This window comes from Thermoactinospora rubra (assembly GCF_002093975.1).
Taxonomy (GTDB): domain Bacteria; phylum Actinomycetota; class Actinomycetes; order Streptosporangiales; family Streptosporangiaceae; genus Nonomuraea; species Nonomuraea rubra_A.
On the sequence record NZ_MSZZ01000005.1, the window covers coordinates 135,279 to 151,256 of the forward strand.

A 15,978-nucleotide genomic window follows, 5' to 3' on the forward strand; every position below is an offset into this window, starting at 1 on the left:
CCTTGACCCCTGGCCCGCCTGCCCTCCGGTGGACCCCGGATGAGCTCCGGGTGGACGAAGGAGAGCGGAGAGGCTCGGATGAGGCCTCGCTTCAGCTCTCAATAAACACCGAACCCAGGGATACGGCTTCACCGGGGTTCAAGCCCAGATCCCGTATCCTGCGTGAGGCGCCGGACTCAACATTTACCCGGTAATAGCCGAAAGATCCCCCTGGCTCCGGCGTTTCAGCTTGAACGATGTATTCAGATTTATTTAGCCAGGCGTAGCCGATCGCGTCGCTGGGCTCTGACAGCAGTCGAAGCCTCAGCTTTTTGATGATCTTTCCCGTCACGGCATCATGAGTGATGAGATACTCGTCATCGTCGGCGCCGATGCTGGAGTGTATGGCGACAAGAAAGCGGCCGTCTGGAGAAAGGTTGCCTACGAACTGGGCTCCAGTCCACTCGCCGACGACCGTACCATCGCGTTTCAAGATGGTAACTGTGCCGGCTGGAGTGAGGTCGTCGTCAGAGCACTCTTTATGTGCGGCGATGCGGGACGCGGAGTTGCTGAGCCCAAGAACGCCACAAAAGCCTGGTAGTGTCGTGGTCTTGCCGGTGGAGAACTCCGTGATCAGCAGGCGGGGCTGACTGCCGGCGAACGAGACTGCGAAAAACTCGCCGTCGTGTGATATCTCCACGCCGCGAAGGTCGTCAAGTGCCCGGGCGTCGAGACGCGGAGAGATGGGCTTCATCTGAGCTGACGGCAGATCCCATCCGACAAGCTGCAGATATTTCTTGCTGAGGTAGGCAACGCGATGGCCGTCGCGGGACACTCGGAGCGGCATGCCTCGGCGTTCGCTACGGCTTAGTTCCACCTGGCTAGCCGCATCGTAGAGTTGAATGTCGCTCGTGCAATCATCGTCGCCTACGCTGGCTTCTCCTCTGTAGCCGCCACAACCAGCAGCATAGGGAATGCCTATACTCTGGTTTCCTCTGCCGCGCGTGTAGTTGACCCGCAACCGCCACTCCGTGCACGTAATCAATGGAGGCTCGGTTTCCTCGTCCTCGGGGCGAGAAAACCAGCTGTGGCACTCGGCGTTCTCCGGCACGAATGCATATTGCACAGGCGGGTCATAGGGCTCGGGATTCCACTCCCAGGCATCGGACCGGGTGTTGGTGTCACGATTCAAATAGAGGAGACCGCCTGCAAGGAAGCAGAGGACTCCCAGAACGCCGGCCCATCGCGCCAAGCCATGCTTGGAAGTGCGCCGCATATCGCGGGCCCTGACGTCGAACCCGTTCTCCCCGTTGGGTCCTGGATCGTTCACATCGACTGACATGGTCGAGTACCCGCACCTCCGCCCCGGACGATTCCGAAGGATCACTGTAGGTCAGGGCTGTCACGACTAGATCACAGGTTTGGACCATACGGGGCTGGGGAGGGGCGCGCACGAGTCAGCGGAGATTCAACGAATCTGCCGACATCGATGCTTCCAGCCGGTGACGGTACGTGAGTCGCCACCGACAGCCCTATTCGTCACCGGCTGAGATCCACCACAGGATCGTGTGCCCATTCGGAAAGAAGCATGCAATCAGCGGAGACCAAACGATGCTTTCACCCCCGTGCTTGGCATACATGGATTGCTGCCCGTACCTCGCGCCCATTGCTCGTGTCCCTCGGTCGGCGTCAACCCCATCTGTACGGCATGGGTATGGCCGCGTGGAAGCCGGAGTTGACCCCTCGGTCGGGACGCACAATCGGGCGGCTGTGCGGGGGCGGGGGAGGAGTGGGCCGTGGAATGATCCGGCCCACGCCGGGTGGTACGGCGGCGCGGGAGGCGGCATCGTTCCAGCGCACCCGGAAGGCTGGAAGCGCACCGCGCGGCCGTCCGGACTGGCCAAGGCGTTCTCTCGGGAGCCGAAGAAGGCGACCAGGCAGTCCCGGACGTATTGCGGGCTGGGCGAACCACTGGTCAGGGAGAACAGGACCGGCACCGCGTACATCAGGAGCCATCCCCCTGTCCCTGGAGCGGCACCGGGAGGGGACGTGTGGCCCGCAGGTCTCGATACCGGAACGCGATACGGCGCGCGGCACGGCTCGGCTCGCGGGCCGGATGCCAGGCGTAGACCGGCCGCTTACGCCGTTCGTCCCAGCCGGAGCGCCACCAGATGTGTTCGCCGTCGCACCAAGGCCACCAGCCCGACCCAGACGGAGATCGCGGCCAGGCCGTACCCGTGCGAGTGGGGGAGACTGGGGGAGACGCACGCCTGGGCCGTACGCCTGCGCGCCGAGCGGCGAGAGCGCCTGTGGACTCAGCGGGATCTGGCCAGGCGGCTGGCCGAGGTCGCGGCCGATCACGCCCGGTTGCCCGAGCGCGAGTCCCTGATCCGGATGATCAAGGATTGGGAAGCCGGACGGCACCAGCCGAAGGACCCCTACCGGCTCCTGCTGTGCCGAGTGTTCGACGCCAGCGAGGCCGAGCTGTTCCAGACGCCCCAGGACGCACCGGCCACCAGCCCGGATGAGGTACTCGCGCGATTGCTCGGTGACGGCGAACGCCTCACCCCTCATGCCAGCCGCGGCGGCCGGCGGCTGGGGAAGAGCACTGCCGTCGATCTGTCCGCCCGGGTTCACGGCCTGCGCCTGGCCGACGATGTGATCGCGGGCAAGGATCTGATCCGGCTCGCCTTCCGGGAGCTGGACACCGCCGTGCGCCTCTACCGGGGGAGCAGCTTCACCGCAGAGACGGGGCGCGCCCTGCTGGTCGGCATCGGCGAGCTTGCGCAGATCACGGGATGGATCGCCAGCGACGCCGGAGCGCACGAGCAGGCGGCCCGCACCTACCGTCTGGGGATCGGCGCGGCCCGCGAGGCGGGGGATCGCACCCTGGAGTCCAACCTCATCGGGTCCCTGGCCTACCAGGTGACCAACAGCGGCGATCCCGGCGAGGCCGTCGAGCTGGCGCAGGCGTCCGTATCCGTGGCCGAACCACACGCGCCCGCCCAGGCCCGCGCGCTGGCCTGGGACCGGCTGGCCTGGGCACAGACCCGAGCCGGGAACGCTCAAGAGGCCATGCGCGCCCTCGGCGAGGCGGAGGCGGCCATCGGCGAGCGCAACGGTGAGGCCGCCCCGGGCTATCTCTACTGGGTGGACGCCGGCGAGCTCCAGGTCATGGAGGCCCGGGTCTACACCGAGCTGCGCCGCCCGCTGCGTGCCGTACCGCTCCTGCGAGATGTCCTGGGCCGTTACGACCCCACGCACACCCGCGAGCTTGCGCTGCTTCTGAAACCCGTTCAGGCTCCCTGGGCGCCGAGAGCCTCATGGCCAGGCGGGCGCAGCCAGGGCCGGCGCTCGTCGTGACGCCGCTCGCCATCCCGTGCGACCTCACCGAGCATCCCGTACGACCTCACCGAGGTCGTCCACGGCGTCTCTCGGCATCGGCCGCCGGCGACGCATGGTCCAGGCGTTCACAGGTGTGCGGTCCAGGAGTTCGCGAGGTGGCCGACGATACTCGGCCATGACGCCCGTGGAAGGCCGGAGAAAGGGCGGGGCCTTGGATCCACGGCCCCGCCACCTCACCAGAACGAGCAACCGCACTCGCCGAGGATTCACACCCTGACCCGCTGCCGCCCCTCGATGTGCTCCTTCAGCCGCGTGAGATCCTCGCGCAGCTTCCTGGCCGGGTCCGCGCCGAGCAGGCGCGCCACCGCGTGTCCCGCCGCGCCCGCGACCGGGTTGTACGCGAGCTGCACCTGGACGCGAGTGCCGCCGCCCTCCTCCGGGTCCAGCCGGACCGCGCCCGTGTGCGCGATCAGCTGGCCGTCGACGGTCTTCCACGCGATCCGCCTGCCCTCCTCGCGGGCCGTCTCGACGGCGTCGAAGCGGACCGGGATGCCGGCGGGGCCGCTGATCTCCCAGTGCGACCTCGTGCCGTCCTCCGAGCGGCGGACCTGCCGGACGTCCGGCAGGATCTGCTCGAACATGGAGTAGTCGCTCACGAGCGGCCAGATCTGCTCGGGCGGCGCGGCGATCGAGATCGCGTCGGTCACGTCCACGGCTCGCCGTCCCGCGTTGATGCCCGTGAGCCGCCGCAGGGGCAGGTTCGTCGCCGCCCGTGCCGCCAGCACCGAGCCCGCGCAGCGCATGGTCCACGCGAGCGGCGCCGGCATGCGCCGGGACATGCCCCACAGCGAGGCGGCAGCCGTACCGGCCAGGAAGCGGGCGGTGGGCGACCAGTGCTCCTGGAGCAGTTCGGGCACCGGGCGGCGGGCGCGGCCGGGGCCCTGCAGCGTGGGGACGCCGGAGGCGTCGCGGTGGACCCGCCAGCGGATGTCGACGTCGCGAACGCCCGGGATGCGGCGTACGGCGCGGCGCACCCGCTGGTCCTCTCCGGCGAGCACGTCGCCGGACAGCCTGACCATGCCGTCCTCCACCTGGACCTCGACGGCATGCGGATGGCCGAGGTAGAGGCCCAGCTGCGCGCGGACACGTTCGAACAGGATGCGGTCGTCGGCCTCGCGGCCGGCGAAGCGGTAACGCGCCGTGGCGGCCAACCCCTTGCTGCGGTTGGCGAGGTCGCGGCCGAGCACCCCCAAGCCGCCCATCACCTCGTGCGTCGTGTGCGCCATCTGGTCGCGCGCCCGCGCCCGGCGGGCCCTGCCCCGGTCGGGGTCCATGAAGTAGGCGCCCACAGCGCCGACGCAGGCTCCCGCCCCCGCGGCGCCGGCTGCTCTGCCCCATGGTGACCGGCGTGCTGTCGTGCGCATGACGATCACTTCCCTCCTCTTTTCCGGGCGCTACCCGGCCTCGTACCCGTGCTAACCGGCTACGGCGGAGTGATGGAGGGTGTTCGGGCAGTCGCACCGGCGGCCCCGATCGGAGGGGGAAGGATCGGAGCCGCCGGTCCAACCGAGACCCAGCCTAGAGCCGGCGAGCCGGAATGGGAGCATTCCCGGGGTCAGGCATGCCTAGCCTCGACTACATCATGTGATGGTAATCTTTCCCTCCGTAGTCATTCTGGCACTGGGGGTGGCATGCCTGAGTACCTCATGGCCGCCGGATGCGCGCTCGCCGTGGTGGCGATCGCCGCCGTCCTGACCAGGCGGGCGCGACGGGCCGCCGACGACGGCGATCCCGGCGGTCCCACCGTCGGGCACTCCGGCGCGATGATCTCGGCGCTGTTCCTCATCGCCTTCGCCATCGCCATCGTGGTGCCGTGGACCACGGCCGACGCGGCCCGGCTCAACACCTATGCCGAGTCGCAGGCGATCGCCGAGGCGTCGTGGGCCGCGGCGCGGATCCCGGATCCCGACGGCCAGGCGGTGCGCAACCGCCTGCTGGACTACGCCAAGTTCGTCAAGGACACCGAGTGGGCGCTCATGGCCGAGGGCAGGCTCAGCCCTGAGGGCTGGTGGCGGCTGGAGGACATCCGCCGCACCGTCGCCGGGCTCGACCCGCGTGGGCAGGAGGCGCAGGACGCCAGGGCCGAGGTGCTCCAGCGCGTCGGCGACATCTCCGCCGCCCGGCGCCAGCGGGCCATGGACGCCGCCACGACGCCGCCGCGCGGGCTGCTGGTGATCACGGTCCTCACGGGGCTCGCCGTGACCGTGCTGCCGCTGCTCGGCGGGGCCCGGCCACGCGGCATGGCGCTGGCACCGCTCGCGCTGATGGCCGCGATGCTGGGGGCGGGGGTCTACCTGACCATGGACATCTCGCGCGTCTTCACCGGGGCGCTGGCCGTGCGGCCCGACGCCTTCGTGGGCGTGCTGTCGGAGCTCCAGCGCATCTCGTGGAGCGGCTGACCGTGGTCCGGGTGGCGGCAGCCGTACTCCTGGTGCTGCTGACGGCGGTGGCCGCCGCGCCCGCCGCGGTGGCCGACCGCGGGATCGAGAGGGCCGACGGCGGGATCGACGTGTCGTTGTGCCTCGACGTGGCGTCCTTGGTGTCCATCCGGCTGGGGTGCGGGTGTCCCGGCGAGGAGTGCGCCGAGCCTCCGCCCTGCGGGGTCTGCCGGCCCACGCCCACGCCCTCGCAGGTCCGGCCCTCGCCCAGGCCGACGCCCACGTTCCGGCCGAGGCCGCCCGTGCGCCGCCCGGCCACGCCGCGTCCCGTCGTCCGGGAGGTCGTGCCCACGCCGGCGAAGACCGCGCCCGCGACGCCGAGGCCGTCGATCGTGGTCGCCCGCAAACCCCACGCCGCCGCTTCCCCGCCTCGCCGCCGCAATCCGCTGACCACGCTGGCGGTCGTCGTGGTGCTGGTGTCGGCGATCGCGACGGGGACGGCGCTGGCGTTCGCGCGGTGATCAGTCGATCAGCTTGCCGGTGTCGAGGGTGAGGTTCCAGGGCTCGGGGAGCTGGAGGGGCTCGCCGATCTCGACATGGTGCTGGTCGCGGTAGCCGGCCTTGGCGGGATGGCTGAAGAGGCAGGCGGTGTTCTTCAGCGGGTCGATGCGCAGGAGCAGCGGCACGCCGCCCGCGGCGTAGTTCTTGGGCTTGATCTCGTAGTCGTCATGAATGCTGCTGGATGAGACGACCTCGACCGCCATGAGTACGTGATCCGCGTAGACCTCGTCCTCACCCCACATGCGAGGATTCGAAGCGACGACCACGAGATCGGGAATGTAGCGATCGCTCTGCGCACCCATGAAGACCTTGATGAGTGGCCAGGGTTCCCAGCCCCGTTCGGCGAGAAAGGCGGCGATCTGCAGAATGAGCCGTCCGATGATCTTGTTGTGGACTCCGGTCGGCATCTCGCTCACCACGATCCGGCCGCTGATGAGCTCGACACGATGCTTGGGGAACAGGTCGCACACCTGCTGATAGAGATCCTGCACCGGCGGAGTCTCCGTGGTAGGGCGGTCCAGCAGCTTAGCCATGGGTTCATCATCCCCTCCCGAGAGGCGAACGGAAAGTGCTTGGCGCGACACACAAGGTAGCCGCTCGATCCAAGCCCCGGGCGGGAATCGGCAAAGTAATCGTCAGTTCTTTCGAATCATGGTGACGCCGTCGCGGATCGGCAGCATGACGGTCGTCACCCGGGGGTCGTTCATCACCAGGTCGTTGAACTCCCGGATCTGCACCGTCGTCTCGTCGTCCTTCGCCGGGTCCGCGACGTGCCCGCTCCACAGCGTGTTGTCCACCAGGATCAGACCGCCCGGCTCCATCCGAGCCATGATCAGCTCGTAGTACGCCGGGTAGTTGCCCTTGTCGGCGTCGATGAACGCCAGGTCCACCGGTCCCTTCAGGTCGTGCAGCGTCTCGGTGGCCGGGCCGAGGGTGAGCGTGATGCGGTCGCCGACCCCGGCCCGCTCCCAGTAGCGCCGCGCGATGGACGTCCACTCCTCGCTGACGTCGAAGCAGTGCAGCCGCCCGCCCGACAGCCCGCGGGCGATGCACAGCGACGAGTAGCCCGTGAACGTGCCGACTTCCACCGCCACCTCCGGCCTGACCAGCTGGGTGATCATGGTGAGGAAGCGCCCCTCGTCGGGCGAGATCTGCATGCTCGCGCTGGCGCCCGTCACCCGGGCGGTCTCGGCGGCCAGCTCGGCCAGCAGTTCGTCATGGCGTGTCGTGTGGTCCAGAATGTACTGCTCGACGGCGGGGTCGATGAACGTCATGGACGACAGCATAGGGAGCGGGCGTGGTGAAGAAGGTGGCGGTCGGCCTGGCGCTGGCGGCCGTGCTGGCGTGGACGGCGTTCGCCGGGGGTTCGGAGCCCGCGCAGACGGCGCAGGCGGCGCGCGCGGCACAGGCGCCGCTCACCCGCCAGCCCGACGGCACGCTCGTGCTGGCCCGGCCGGGCGTGACCGAGCCCGTGCTGGACCTGTACGAGGACTTCGACTGCCCGGTCTGCCGCGAGCTCCATCGCAGGGTGAACGCCACGCTGCTGAGGCTCGCCGACGAGGGCCGCGTCAAGGTCGTCTTCCACCCGGTGACGATCTTCCGGGACGAGCCCATGCGCTCCAACTCCGTCCGCGCCGCCGCGGCCGCGCGCTGCGTCCCCGCCGAGCAGTGGCTCGCCTACCGCGACGAGCTGTACGGCATGCAGCCCGAACCGCACGGCACGGCCGGCGGTTTCGCGGTCGAGGACCTGGTCGAGGCCGGTAGGCGCGTGGGCGTGCGCTCGCCGGGGTTCGACGCCTGCGTGACGCGCCAGGAGCGGGCCCAGGCGCACCTGAGGGACAACCCCAGCCTGGAGGGCACCCCCACGGTCCGGCTCAACGGCATGGACCTGGGCGGGCTTGCCTTCGAACCCAAAGCCCTCGCCCAGCTCGTGACCGGGATGGGTAAAAGGTATCTCGAATCCTGAGATCAATGTGCCGAATGCTGGCCAGGTGTGGCAGACTCGCAAGCACCATGCTCAAGAGCCTGCTCATTATCGGCAGGCGCGCTGGCTGACAGGGACATAGCCAGCGCGCAGACCTCTCACGTCCGTGAGGGGTCTTTTTCGTTTCCGGGAGACTTCACAGATGGCCGACGACCGCTTCCACGTCTACGACACCACGCTGCGAGACGGCGCTCAGCAGGAGGGGCTCAACCTCAGCGTCGCCGACAAGCTCGCCATCGCGCGTCACCTGGACGACCTGGGCGTCGGCTTCATCGAAGGGGGCTGGCCGGGCGCCAACCCCAAGGACACAGAGTTCTTCAGGCGTGCTCGAACGGAGCTGGACCTGAAGCACGCGCAGCTCGCCGCGTTCGGCGCGACCCGCCGGGCCGGTGTGAAGGCAGCCGACGACCCTCTGGTGGCCGCTCTGCGCGAATCCGGCGCGCCGGTCGTGACCCTTGTCGCCAAGAGCCACGACCGGCACGTGGAGCTGGCCCTCCGCACGACCCTCCAGGAGAACCTCGCGATGATCCGCGACACGGTCTCTCACCTTCGTGCGGAGGGCCAGCGAGTCTTCCTCGACGCCGAGCACTTCTTCGACGGCTACCGGTCCAATCCAGCCTACGCGCTGGAGGTCGTCCGCACCGCCGCCGAAGCCGGGGCCGACGTCATCGCCCTGTGCGACACCAACGGCGGCATGCTGCCCGACGAGCTGGCGGAGGTCGTGCATGAGGCCGTGCAGACCAGCGCCCGGGTCGGCATCCACTGCCACGACGACACCGGCTGCGCGGTGGCCAACACGCTCGCGGCGGTCAAGGCGGGCGCCACGCACGTGCAGGGCTGCGCCAACGGGTACGGCGAGCGCTCCGGCAACGCCAACCTCTTCACCGTCGTGGCCAACCTCCAGCTCAAGCGCGGCTTCGACCTGGTGCCGCCGCAGGCGCTGGCCGACATGACCCGCATCGCCCACGCGATCACCGAGGTCACCAACGTCACGCCGAACTCGCACCAGCCGTACGTCGGCATGTCGGCCTTCGCGCACAAGGCCGGGCTGCACGCCAGCGCCATCAAGGTCGACCCGAACCTCTACCAGCACATCGACCCCGCCCTGGTCGGCAACGACATGCGCATGCTCGTCTCCGACATGGCCGGCCGCGCCAGCGTCGAGCTCAAGGGCCGGGAGCTGGGCTACCAGCTCACCCCGGAGACGACCAAGGTCCTCGTCGAGCGGGTGAAGGACCTGGAGTCCAGGGGCTACACGTTCGAGGCCGCCGACGCCTCCTTCGAGCTGCTGCTCCGCGACACCGTCCACGGCGAGCGCCGCCGCCACTTCGAGGTGGAGTCCTGGCGGGTCATCGTCGAGCGCGCCAAGGGCGGCGAGCTGGTCTCCGAGGCCACGGTCAAGCTCCACGCCAAGGGCGAGCGCATCGTCGCCACCGGCGAGGGCAACGGCCCCGTCAACGCCCTGGACAAGGCCGTACGGCTGGCGCTGGAGAAGCTCTACCCCGAGCTGGCCAAGCTGGAGCTCGTCGACTACAAGGTCCGCATCCTCGAGGGCACCCACGGCACGGGCGCGGTCACGCGGGTCCTCATCACCTCCAGCGACGACACCGCCGAGTGGGCCACGGTCGGCGTGGCCGAGAACATCATCGAGGCCTCCTGGCAGGCGCTGGAGCAGGCGGTCACGTACGGCCTGCTCAAGGCGGGCCGCGAGGCCGGCTGACGCCCCCGGCCCGGGCGGCGACGAGGCCAGCCGGGCCGGCGAGGTCTCAGAGCAGGTCGCTGGAGAAGCTCACCGGACCGGTGGCGGTCTGCACCGTCACCTTGCCGCCCGAGCAGCGCACCTGCGGGTCCTCCACGCCGGGCACGACGATCGTGAGCAGCTCGGGGGCGGCGGGGGAGACGACGACCGTGGCGGGAGTCTTGGACAGGTAGGTGGGCGACACCCAGCCCAGCTTCCCGCCGCGCTCGACCCGCTGCCCGCCGACCGGCTTGCACGAGGCCAGCTGCACCAGCGACACCTTGAACTTGCCGTCGGCCAGCACGACGTGCCCGCGCTCGCTGGAGACCTGCTTGAGCGCCTCGTCGAAGCGCCAGATCGACCGCACCTTCCTGCCGCCGCCCGCGGTGTCGCGCACCGCCATCACGTCCTGCTCGTGGTTGACCAGCACCGACCTGGTGCGGCTCACGCCGTAGGCCTTGTCGGTCAGCCGGAAGGCCTGGCGGCCCTTGCCGTACACCGCCTTGGTCAGGCTGCTGGCGGTGCGCGGGCGGAAACGCGCGCCCACGACGGTGGGGACGTTGTGCGCCTCGGGGGACATGGTCCAGTAGCGGTAGGCGCTGCGCTCGTAGGAGTGGAAGCCCGCGTCGACGAGGATGTCGCGGCCCTGCGCGTAGTAGGTGACGCCCAGGTGGTCCTCGTGGCCGTGGTACTTCATGCCCGGGCCGAACCTGATGGAGTAGTAGGCCGACTCCGGCTTGCCCCAGGCCGTGCGGCCGTAGACGTAGCCGGCGCGGTAGACCTTGACCTTCGCCTCGGGCGTCCCGGCGTCCATCTTCGGCTCGGTCTCGGCGCTGCCGTCGCCGATCGGCACCATGTAGCCGTTGGGCTGGGTGGAGTGGGCGATGAAGTCCTTGAGCGACTCGGCCCGCCTGGCGATCTCGGCCGGGACCCTGCGGTCGCACGCCTTCATGTTGGCCATCGCGACCTGGAGCCTGCCGTACACGTAGACGGCGTACCGCGGCGCCTGCTCGCGCAGCGCCCCCTGGGAGTCGACGTCGAGCTTGACCGTGCCGGTCAGGCGCCTGGTCGCCAGGTCCTCCCAGCCCTTGCGGTGCAGGCGGCAGCCGATGGAGAACAGCGCGATGTCCTGGTCGATGCCGTGGTTGTGGCCCTTCTTGTACAGGGCCGGATTGGCCAGGTATCCGGCGTGCTGGGCGAGGCTGTCGGTCAGCCACTTCTCGTCGACGTGCATGCTGAGGCACACCAGGGCCTGGGTGCGCAGCGAGACCGGATGGTCCTTCCACACGTACGGCTTGGCCGCGCCCGGCTTGTTGTGCTTGACCCAGTCGGCGGTGATCTCCTTGGCGCGTTCGAGGAACCGCCTCTCGCCGGTGTTCTCGTAGGCGACCACGAGCGTGCCCATCCAGCGCAGCGAGTGGAAGACGTACTCCCACGAACGGTTCTTGTAGGGGCTGGCGTCCCAGTCGATGGTCTTGCCGAGCTTGAACGCGGGCAGGCCGACCAGGGAGATCTCGCCGCGCATGACGTCGTCGGCCGTGGGCGTGCCGGGGATCCAGTCGCCCTGGCACTGGGCGGTGCGTTTGGCCGCATGCGCCGTCCCCGTCAGACCGCCGAGGACGAGCGGCAGCGCGAGGGCGAGTACGGCGAGGCGGCGCACGGGGGTCCTTCCCAGGAAAAGGTGCTGAGGGAGCGGCGTACATGTTTTCGGGTCGAAGGCCCATGGTCAAGTTGAGTGCGGGGATCGTTACGGGTGGCCGGATCTCATCGCTAAGTGGCGCGCGGGCCGCTCGCCGGGCACGGGAGCCCCGGACACAATCGCTGCCATGCACTTTCCCGACACTCCCGCCTGCCGGGCCGCGCTCGAAGTCGCCACGGCCTACCACACGCCCTCGCTGCTCAACCACTCCATCCGGGCCTACCTGTGGGCGGCCGACCACGCCGAGCGGAACGGCATCGCCTTCGACGCCGAGCTGCTCTACGTCGCCGCGATGCTCCACGACATCGGGATGACGCCGGAGTTCGACAGCCACACGGTGCCCTTCGAGGAGGCGGGCGGCCACGTGGCGTGGGTCTTCGGCGCGGGCGCCGGGTGGCCGGCGCAGCGGCGCGAGCGGGTCGCCCAGGTCATCGTCCGGCACATGTGGGACGAGGTGGACGTGACGCAGGACCCCGAGGGGCACCTGCTGGAGCTGTCCACGGCCATGGACATCTCCGGGCGGCGCACCGAGGAGATCCCGGCCGAGGTGCGCGAGCGGGTGCTGCGCGAGTACCCGCGGCTGGACCTGGTCAAGGAGTTCGCCGCGTGCATGGTGGAGCAGGGCGAGCGCAAGCCGTCGAGCCTGGCCGCGGGCTTCGTGCGCAGCGGCCTGCCCGACAGGCTCGCGCGCAACCCGCTCAACGGCTGACCCGCCTCAGTGGCGGCCCCAGGCGCCGCGGTGGACGACCTCCTCGACCGGGCGCCTGCCGCGCTTCAGCGACGGCGACGGCTTGTCGTGCGCGCGGTACCCGATGCTGACGACCCCGATCGGCGTGTAGTCGTCGGGCACCCCGAACGCGGCCTTGACCTTGGTCGTCCGGTCGCCCGGCGGGATGCCGAAGAAGCACGCCCCGAGCCCCTCGTCGACGGCGGTCAGCAGCATGAGCAGCGACGCGAAGCCCGTGTCGATGTGCCAGTACGGCACCGGCCAGCGCGACTCGTCCATGTCGGTCCACCCCTTGTCGGGCGCCGCGTAGCGCTCCAGATACGCCCGCTTGCACGACATCGGGATGATCAGCAGCGGCGCCCGGCGCAGGCCCTTGCCCCACGGGTCGTCGGGGTCCTCGGCGGACAGCTCCCAGAACCGCGCGATGTCGGCGGGCTCCTCCAGCACCAGGAACGCCCAGCCCTGGCTGAACCCCGCCGACGGCGCGTGCAGCGCGTTGGCCAGGATCCGCTCCCGCACCTCCGGTGGCACCGGCCGGTCTGGGTCGTAGTTGCGCACCATGCGCCGCCGCCGGACGACCTCTTGAAACTCCATCAGGCTCCCTTCGCCGCGGACTTCACCCGGCGCCCAGCCTTCCAGACCCCGGTGACGTTTGCGGGGTCGGCCAGCACCGAGATGTCGGCCAGCGGGTCGGCCGCCAGCGTGATGAGGTCGGCGTCGTAGCCCTCGGCGAGGATCCCGCTGCGCGGCGCCTGCGCGCCCAGCGTCAGCGGGCCGTGGGCGGTGGCCGCCCGGATGGCCTCCAGCGGCGACAGGCCGCAGTCGACCAGGTGGACCAGCTCGCGGCCGTTGCGCCCCCAGGAGTTGGGCCGGTGCCGGCCGCTGACGAAGATGTCGGTGCCCATGGCCAGCTTGACCCCGCGCGAGTGGGCCAGCGCGACCGCGTCGGCGTGGACCTCGGCCACGGCCTTGAGCTTGTCCATGTAGATCGGCGGCAGCGAGGCGTCGGTGATGAGCTCGTCGATGATGGTGCGGGTGGCGACCAGCAGCGCGTCCTTCTCCCGCATCAGGTCGCACACCTCCTCGTCCAGGAAGGTGCCGTGCTCGATCGTCCGCACCCCGGCCTCCAGCGCGGCGATCATGCCGGGCTTGCCGTGGCAGTGGGCGGCCACCGAGCGCTCGGCCATGGCGGCCACCTCGACGATGGCGCGCATCTCCTCGAAGGTGAACTGCTGGTGGATGGGGTGGTCCAGGTCCGACAGCACGCCGCCGGAGGCGCAGATCTTGATGACCTTGGCGTTGCGCCGCAGCTGCTCGCGCACCGCTCGCGCGCACTCGTCGGGTCCGTCGGCCAGGCGCAGCTCGCCGCCGCTCGCGCCGTACTCGCACACCCACGAGTGCGGCAGGCCGTGCAGGTCGCCGTGGCCGCCGGTGGCCGACAGGATCGCGCCGGCGGGGTAGATCGAGGGGCCTTCGACCGAGCCGTCGGCCACGGCCGGCGCGAGGTAGACGCCCAGGCCGCCGACCTCCCTGACGGAGGTGACGCCCGCGTCGAGGGCGGCACGCAGGTCCGGCACGCACCTGGCGGCCCTGAGCGGCATCGGCACCGTGGCCACCCGGCCGGGTTCCAGGTCGGTGAGGCCGAACAGGTGGCCGTGGCAGTCCCACAGGCCCGGCATGACGACCGGCGCGTGGGTCTCGACGTCGGCCCGGGGGTCGGCCGGGGGCGCGCCGTCCGACGGCCCCGCGTAGACGATCACGCCGTCGTCGACGACCACGGTGCCCTGCCGTACGGGATCGCCGTCGCCAGGAATGAGCAGATCTGCTGTTATGCGCTCCATGGCGAGAATCTAGTACGGCACCCCGCACGGGGAGGGGCGGTGGTGAGGGGTCCGCCCCTCCCCGTGCGGCGCTTGCACGGCTGTCCAGCTCTCCGGCTTTCCAGCCCGTCTACGGCTCTACAGCCGGGTGATGCGGACCGCGTCGGCGATGACGTAGCCGACGCCGCTGGTCCAGCGGCTGACGCCGACGACGTTGTAGGTTCCGGCGTTCAGCGTGAACGTGCCGATCGACTTCCACGTGCCGCCGCCGGTGCGCTGGTTGACGCGCACGCTCTGGTTGCCGCTCGAGGTGGCCACGATGTACGGCGTGGAGTCGTTGTAACCCGGGTCGGCCGGGTGCCAGACGTCCACGCGGTAGGTGCCCGCGCTCGGGATGCTCGCGCGGAACCAGGCCGGGTCGCTGATCGCCTCGGGGTTGGCGAAGCGGTAGTCGGCGCCGTACTTCTGGCCCGACCAGGTCGAGGTGCCCCAGTTGGCGCTGGCGGTGGGACTGTCGACGGTGGTGGACCAGGTCCCGCCGCCGCCGGTGACGTACTGCATGTACTTGCCCCAGTCCCAGTGGGGGCCGGGGTCGGTGTGCGTGGCGCCCGGCACCTCGTTGTGCCCGATGATGTAGCTGCGGGTCTTGGGGATGCCGTACTTGTCGCAGATGGCCCGGGTCAGCGCGGCCGAGGCGCGGTACATCGCCTCGGTGAACCACGACGGCTGGCTGACCCAGCCCTCGTGCTCGATGCCGATGGAGCGGGTGTTGTAGTTCCAGTTGCCCGCGTGCCAGGCGATGTCCTTCTCGCGCACCATCTGCGTCACGTCGCCGTCGGAGGAGCGGATGACGTAGTGGGCGGAGACGTTGGCGCTGGGGTTCTGGAACCAGGAGATCGTGCCCGCGTAGGAGCCCTGCGTGACGTGGATGATCACGCGGTCGATCGCGTAGGACGACGGGCGGCTGGAGACGGTGTAGTTGCCGGAGTTGGCCGGCACCCAGTGGGCGGGCGGGTAGTCGGTGCTGAGCACCTCGGCGAAGCTGCGGGCGTGCTCCAGCTCGCCGCGCTTGGGCGCGACCGGGTTGGCGGCGACGGAGACCTCGCCCTGCACGCCCTTGGCGAGGACCTCGTAGACCGCGTCGGCGTACAGGCGCGCCACCTCGGGGGTGGAGGCGTTGCCGTACTTGGCCACGGCCGGGTACCAGGCGGCGACGTCCTTGCGGTCGATGCCCTCGGCGAGCGAGGACAGCACGGCGGCGCCGCCGAGGATGTTGGCCTCGGTGTCGGTGCGCAGCTCCTCGACGCTGCGGCCGGTCAGCTCGGCGGCCTTCTCCAGCGTCTTGGTGGTGGGGTTGCTGACCAGGTGCATGACGCCGTAGCCGCCGCTGGCGCTGGGCTTGCCCTCGTGGTCGTCCAGCCGGGTCTCGGCGTAGGCCAGGGCCACGAGCAGGTCGCGCGGCACGTCGTAGGCCTGGGCGGCCTTGGCGAAGGCGGCGTCAAGCGGGGTGCGGGCGGCGGCCTGGGCGGGCTGGACCTGGAACAGGAGGAGGACCAGGGCAACGGCGGCCGCTAATCGGATGGGCTTCATGGCTCTCCTTCGGGGGGTGAGGAACCGGGGGTGACGAAGCCTTGACCGCACCATACGATCGACGGTCAGAAATGTCGATAATTGACATCCGATCAAC

The 15,978-nt window shown here is 70.0% G+C and carries 14 protein-coding genes; 6 read left to right on the top strand and 8 right to left on the bottom strand.

Going from position 1 to position 15,978, the window contains the following annotated elements:
- Window positions 1–91 precede the first annotated feature (91 nt).
- Window positions 92–1,321, bottom strand: a complete 1,230-nt coding sequence (locus BSB02_RS39710; protein WP_143590807.1) for a WD40 repeat domain-containing protein — start codon at window positions 1,319–1,321, stop codon at window positions 92–94.
- Window positions 1,322–2,373: 1,052 nt separating this feature from the next.
- Between BSB02_RS39710 and BSB02_RS17550 the strand changes: the two genes are divergently transcribed.
- Window positions 2,374–3,342 carry an NsdA family TPR-like regulatory protein gene (locus BSB02_RS17550; protein ID WP_143590809.1) on the top strand — a complete coding sequence of 323 codons (969 nt, stop codon included), beginning with the start codon at window positions 2,374–2,376 and terminating at the stop codon, window positions 3,340–3,342.
- A 248-nt stretch (window positions 3,343–3,590) separates the two neighbouring features.
- Here BSB02_RS17550 and BSB02_RS17555 read toward each other — a convergent pair whose 3' ends face one another.
- Entirely contained in the window at window positions 3,591–4,748 is a 1,158-nt protein-coding gene (locus BSB02_RS17555) for an SRPBCC family protein (protein ID WP_143590811.1), read from the bottom strand.
- 267 nt (window positions 4,749–5,015) lie between these two features.
- Here BSB02_RS17555 and BSB02_RS17560 point away from each other — a divergent pair, with 267 nt between their 5' ends.
- On the top strand, window positions 5,016–5,783 hold the full coding sequence (locus tag BSB02_RS17560) for a bestrophin-like domain (RefSeq protein WP_084960062.1): 768 nt from the start codon (window positions 5,016–5,018) through the stop codon (window positions 5,781–5,783).
- The gene (locus tag BSB02_RS17565) at window positions 5,771–6,283 is read left to right on the top strand and encodes a hypothetical protein (protein WP_084960063.1); all 513 of its coding nucleotides are present in this window, start codon (window positions 5,771–5,773) and stop codon (window positions 6,281–6,283) included. The genes BSB02_RS17560 and BSB02_RS17565 overlap by 13 nt, the downstream gene beginning before the upstream one ends.
- Here BSB02_RS17565 and BSB02_RS17570 read toward each other — a convergent pair whose 3' ends face one another.
- Together BSB02_RS17570 and BSB02_RS17575 are read right to left on the bottom strand one after the other, a co-directional pair.
- Window positions 6,284–6,856: a Uma2 family endonuclease gene (locus BSB02_RS17570; RefSeq protein ID WP_084960064.1), complete on the bottom strand. Its 573-nt coding sequence runs from the start codon at window positions 6,854–6,856 to the stop codon at window positions 6,284–6,286.
- Window positions 6,857–6,958: 102 nt separating this feature from the next.
- A complete protein-coding gene (locus BSB02_RS17575) occupies window positions 6,959–7,597 on the bottom strand; it encodes an O-methyltransferase (protein ID WP_084960265.1) in 639 nt (212 codons plus the stop codon).
- A gap of 23 nt (window positions 7,598–7,620) precedes the next feature.
- On the opposite strand from BSB02_RS17575, the gene BSB02_RS17580 reads away from it, so the two are divergent.
- Both BSB02_RS17580 and cimA read left to right on the top strand, forming a co-directional pair.
- Window positions 7,621–8,289 carry a DsbA family protein gene (locus BSB02_RS17580; RefSeq protein WP_084960065.1) on the top strand — a complete coding sequence of 223 codons (669 nt, stop codon included), beginning with the start codon at window positions 7,621–7,623 and terminating at the stop codon, window positions 8,287–8,289.
- 160 nt (window positions 8,290–8,449) lie between these two features.
- The gene (gene cimA, locus BSB02_RS17585; protein ID WP_084960066.1) at window positions 8,450–10,027 is read left to right on the top strand and encodes a citramalate synthase; all 1,578 of its coding nucleotides are present in this window, start codon (window positions 8,450–8,452) and stop codon (window positions 10,025–10,027) included.
- A 46-nt stretch (window positions 10,028–10,073) separates the two neighbouring features.
- Here the strand turns inward: cimA and BSB02_RS17590 are convergent, their stop codons facing one another.
- Window positions 10,074–11,705, bottom strand: a complete 1,632-nt coding sequence (locus tag BSB02_RS17590) for a heparinase II/III family protein (protein ID WP_240506484.1) — start codon at window positions 11,703–11,705, stop codon at window positions 10,074–10,076.
- A 166-nt stretch (window positions 11,706–11,871) separates the two neighbouring features.
- Here BSB02_RS17590 and BSB02_RS17595 point away from each other — a divergent pair, with 166 nt between their 5' ends.
- Window positions 11,872–12,453: an HD domain-containing protein gene (locus tag BSB02_RS17595; RefSeq protein ID WP_084960067.1), complete on the top strand. Its 582-nt coding sequence runs from the start codon at window positions 11,872–11,874 to the stop codon at window positions 12,451–12,453.
- A 6-nt stretch (window positions 12,454–12,459) separates the two neighbouring features.
- On the opposite strand, the gene BSB02_RS17600 is transcribed toward BSB02_RS17595, so the two are convergent.
- From BSB02_RS17600 to BSB02_RS17610, 3 genes are all read right to left on the bottom strand, one after another.
- A complete protein-coding gene (locus BSB02_RS17600; RefSeq protein WP_084960068.1) occupies window positions 12,460–13,065 on the bottom strand; it encodes a nitroreductase family protein in 606 nt (201 codons plus the stop codon).
- Window positions 13,065–14,312, bottom strand: coding sequence for a metal-dependent hydrolase family protein (locus BSB02_RS17605; protein WP_084960069.1), 1,248 nt, complete (start codon window positions 14,310–14,312; stop codon window positions 13,065–13,067). The genes BSB02_RS17600 and BSB02_RS17605 overlap by 1 nt, the downstream gene beginning before the upstream one ends.
- 117 nt (window positions 14,313–14,429) lie before the next feature.
- Complete coding sequence (locus BSB02_RS17610) at window positions 14,430–15,881, bottom strand: golvesin C-terminal-like domain-containing protein (RefSeq protein ID WP_143590813.1); 1,452 nt, start codon at window positions 15,879–15,881, stop codon at window positions 14,430–14,432.
- Window positions 15,882–15,978: the final 97 nt, after the last annotated feature.

Bases quoted from the DNA above. Each gene is read 5' to 3' on its own strand.
- BSB02_RS39710 (WP_143590807.1), bottom strand. From the start codon at position 1,321: ATGTCAGTCGATGTGAACGATCCAGGACCCAACGGGGAGAACGGGTTC.
- BSB02_RS17550 (WP_143590809.1), top strand. From the start codon at position 2,374: ATGATCAAGGATTGGGAAGCCGGACGGCACCAGCCGAAGGACCCCTAC.
- BSB02_RS17555 (WP_143590811.1), bottom strand. From the start codon at position 4,748: ATGCGCACGACAGCACGCCGGTCACCATGGGGCAGAGCAGCCGGCGCC.
- BSB02_RS17560 (WP_084960062.1), top strand. From the start codon at position 5,016: ATGCCTGAGTACCTCATGGCCGCCGGATGCGCGCTCGCCGTGGTGGCG.
- BSB02_RS17570 (WP_084960064.1), bottom strand. From the start codon at position 6,856: ATGGCTAAGCTGCTGGACCGCCCTACCACGGAGACTCCGCCGGTGCAG.
- BSB02_RS17575 (WP_084960265.1), bottom strand. From the start codon at position 7,597: ATGACGTTCATCGACCCCGCCGTCGAGCAGTACATTCTGGACCACACG.
- cimA (WP_084960066.1), top strand. From the start codon at position 8,450: ATGGCCGACGACCGCTTCCACGTCTACGACACCACGCTGCGAGACGGC.
- BSB02_RS17595 (WP_084960067.1), top strand. From the start codon at position 11,872: ATGCACTTTCCCGACACTCCCGCCTGCCGGGCCGCGCTCGAAGTCGCC.
- BSB02_RS17600 (WP_084960068.1), bottom strand. From the start codon at position 13,065: ATGGAGTTTCAAGAGGTCGTCCGGCGGCGGCGCATGGTGCGCAACTAC.
- BSB02_RS17605 (WP_084960069.1), bottom strand. From the start codon at position 14,312: ATGGAGCGCATAACAGCAGATCTGCTCATTCCTGGCGACGGCGATCCC.
- BSB02_RS17610 (WP_143590813.1), bottom strand. From the start codon at position 15,881: ATGAAGCCCATCCGATTAGCGGCCGCCGTTGCCCTGGTCCTCCTCCTG.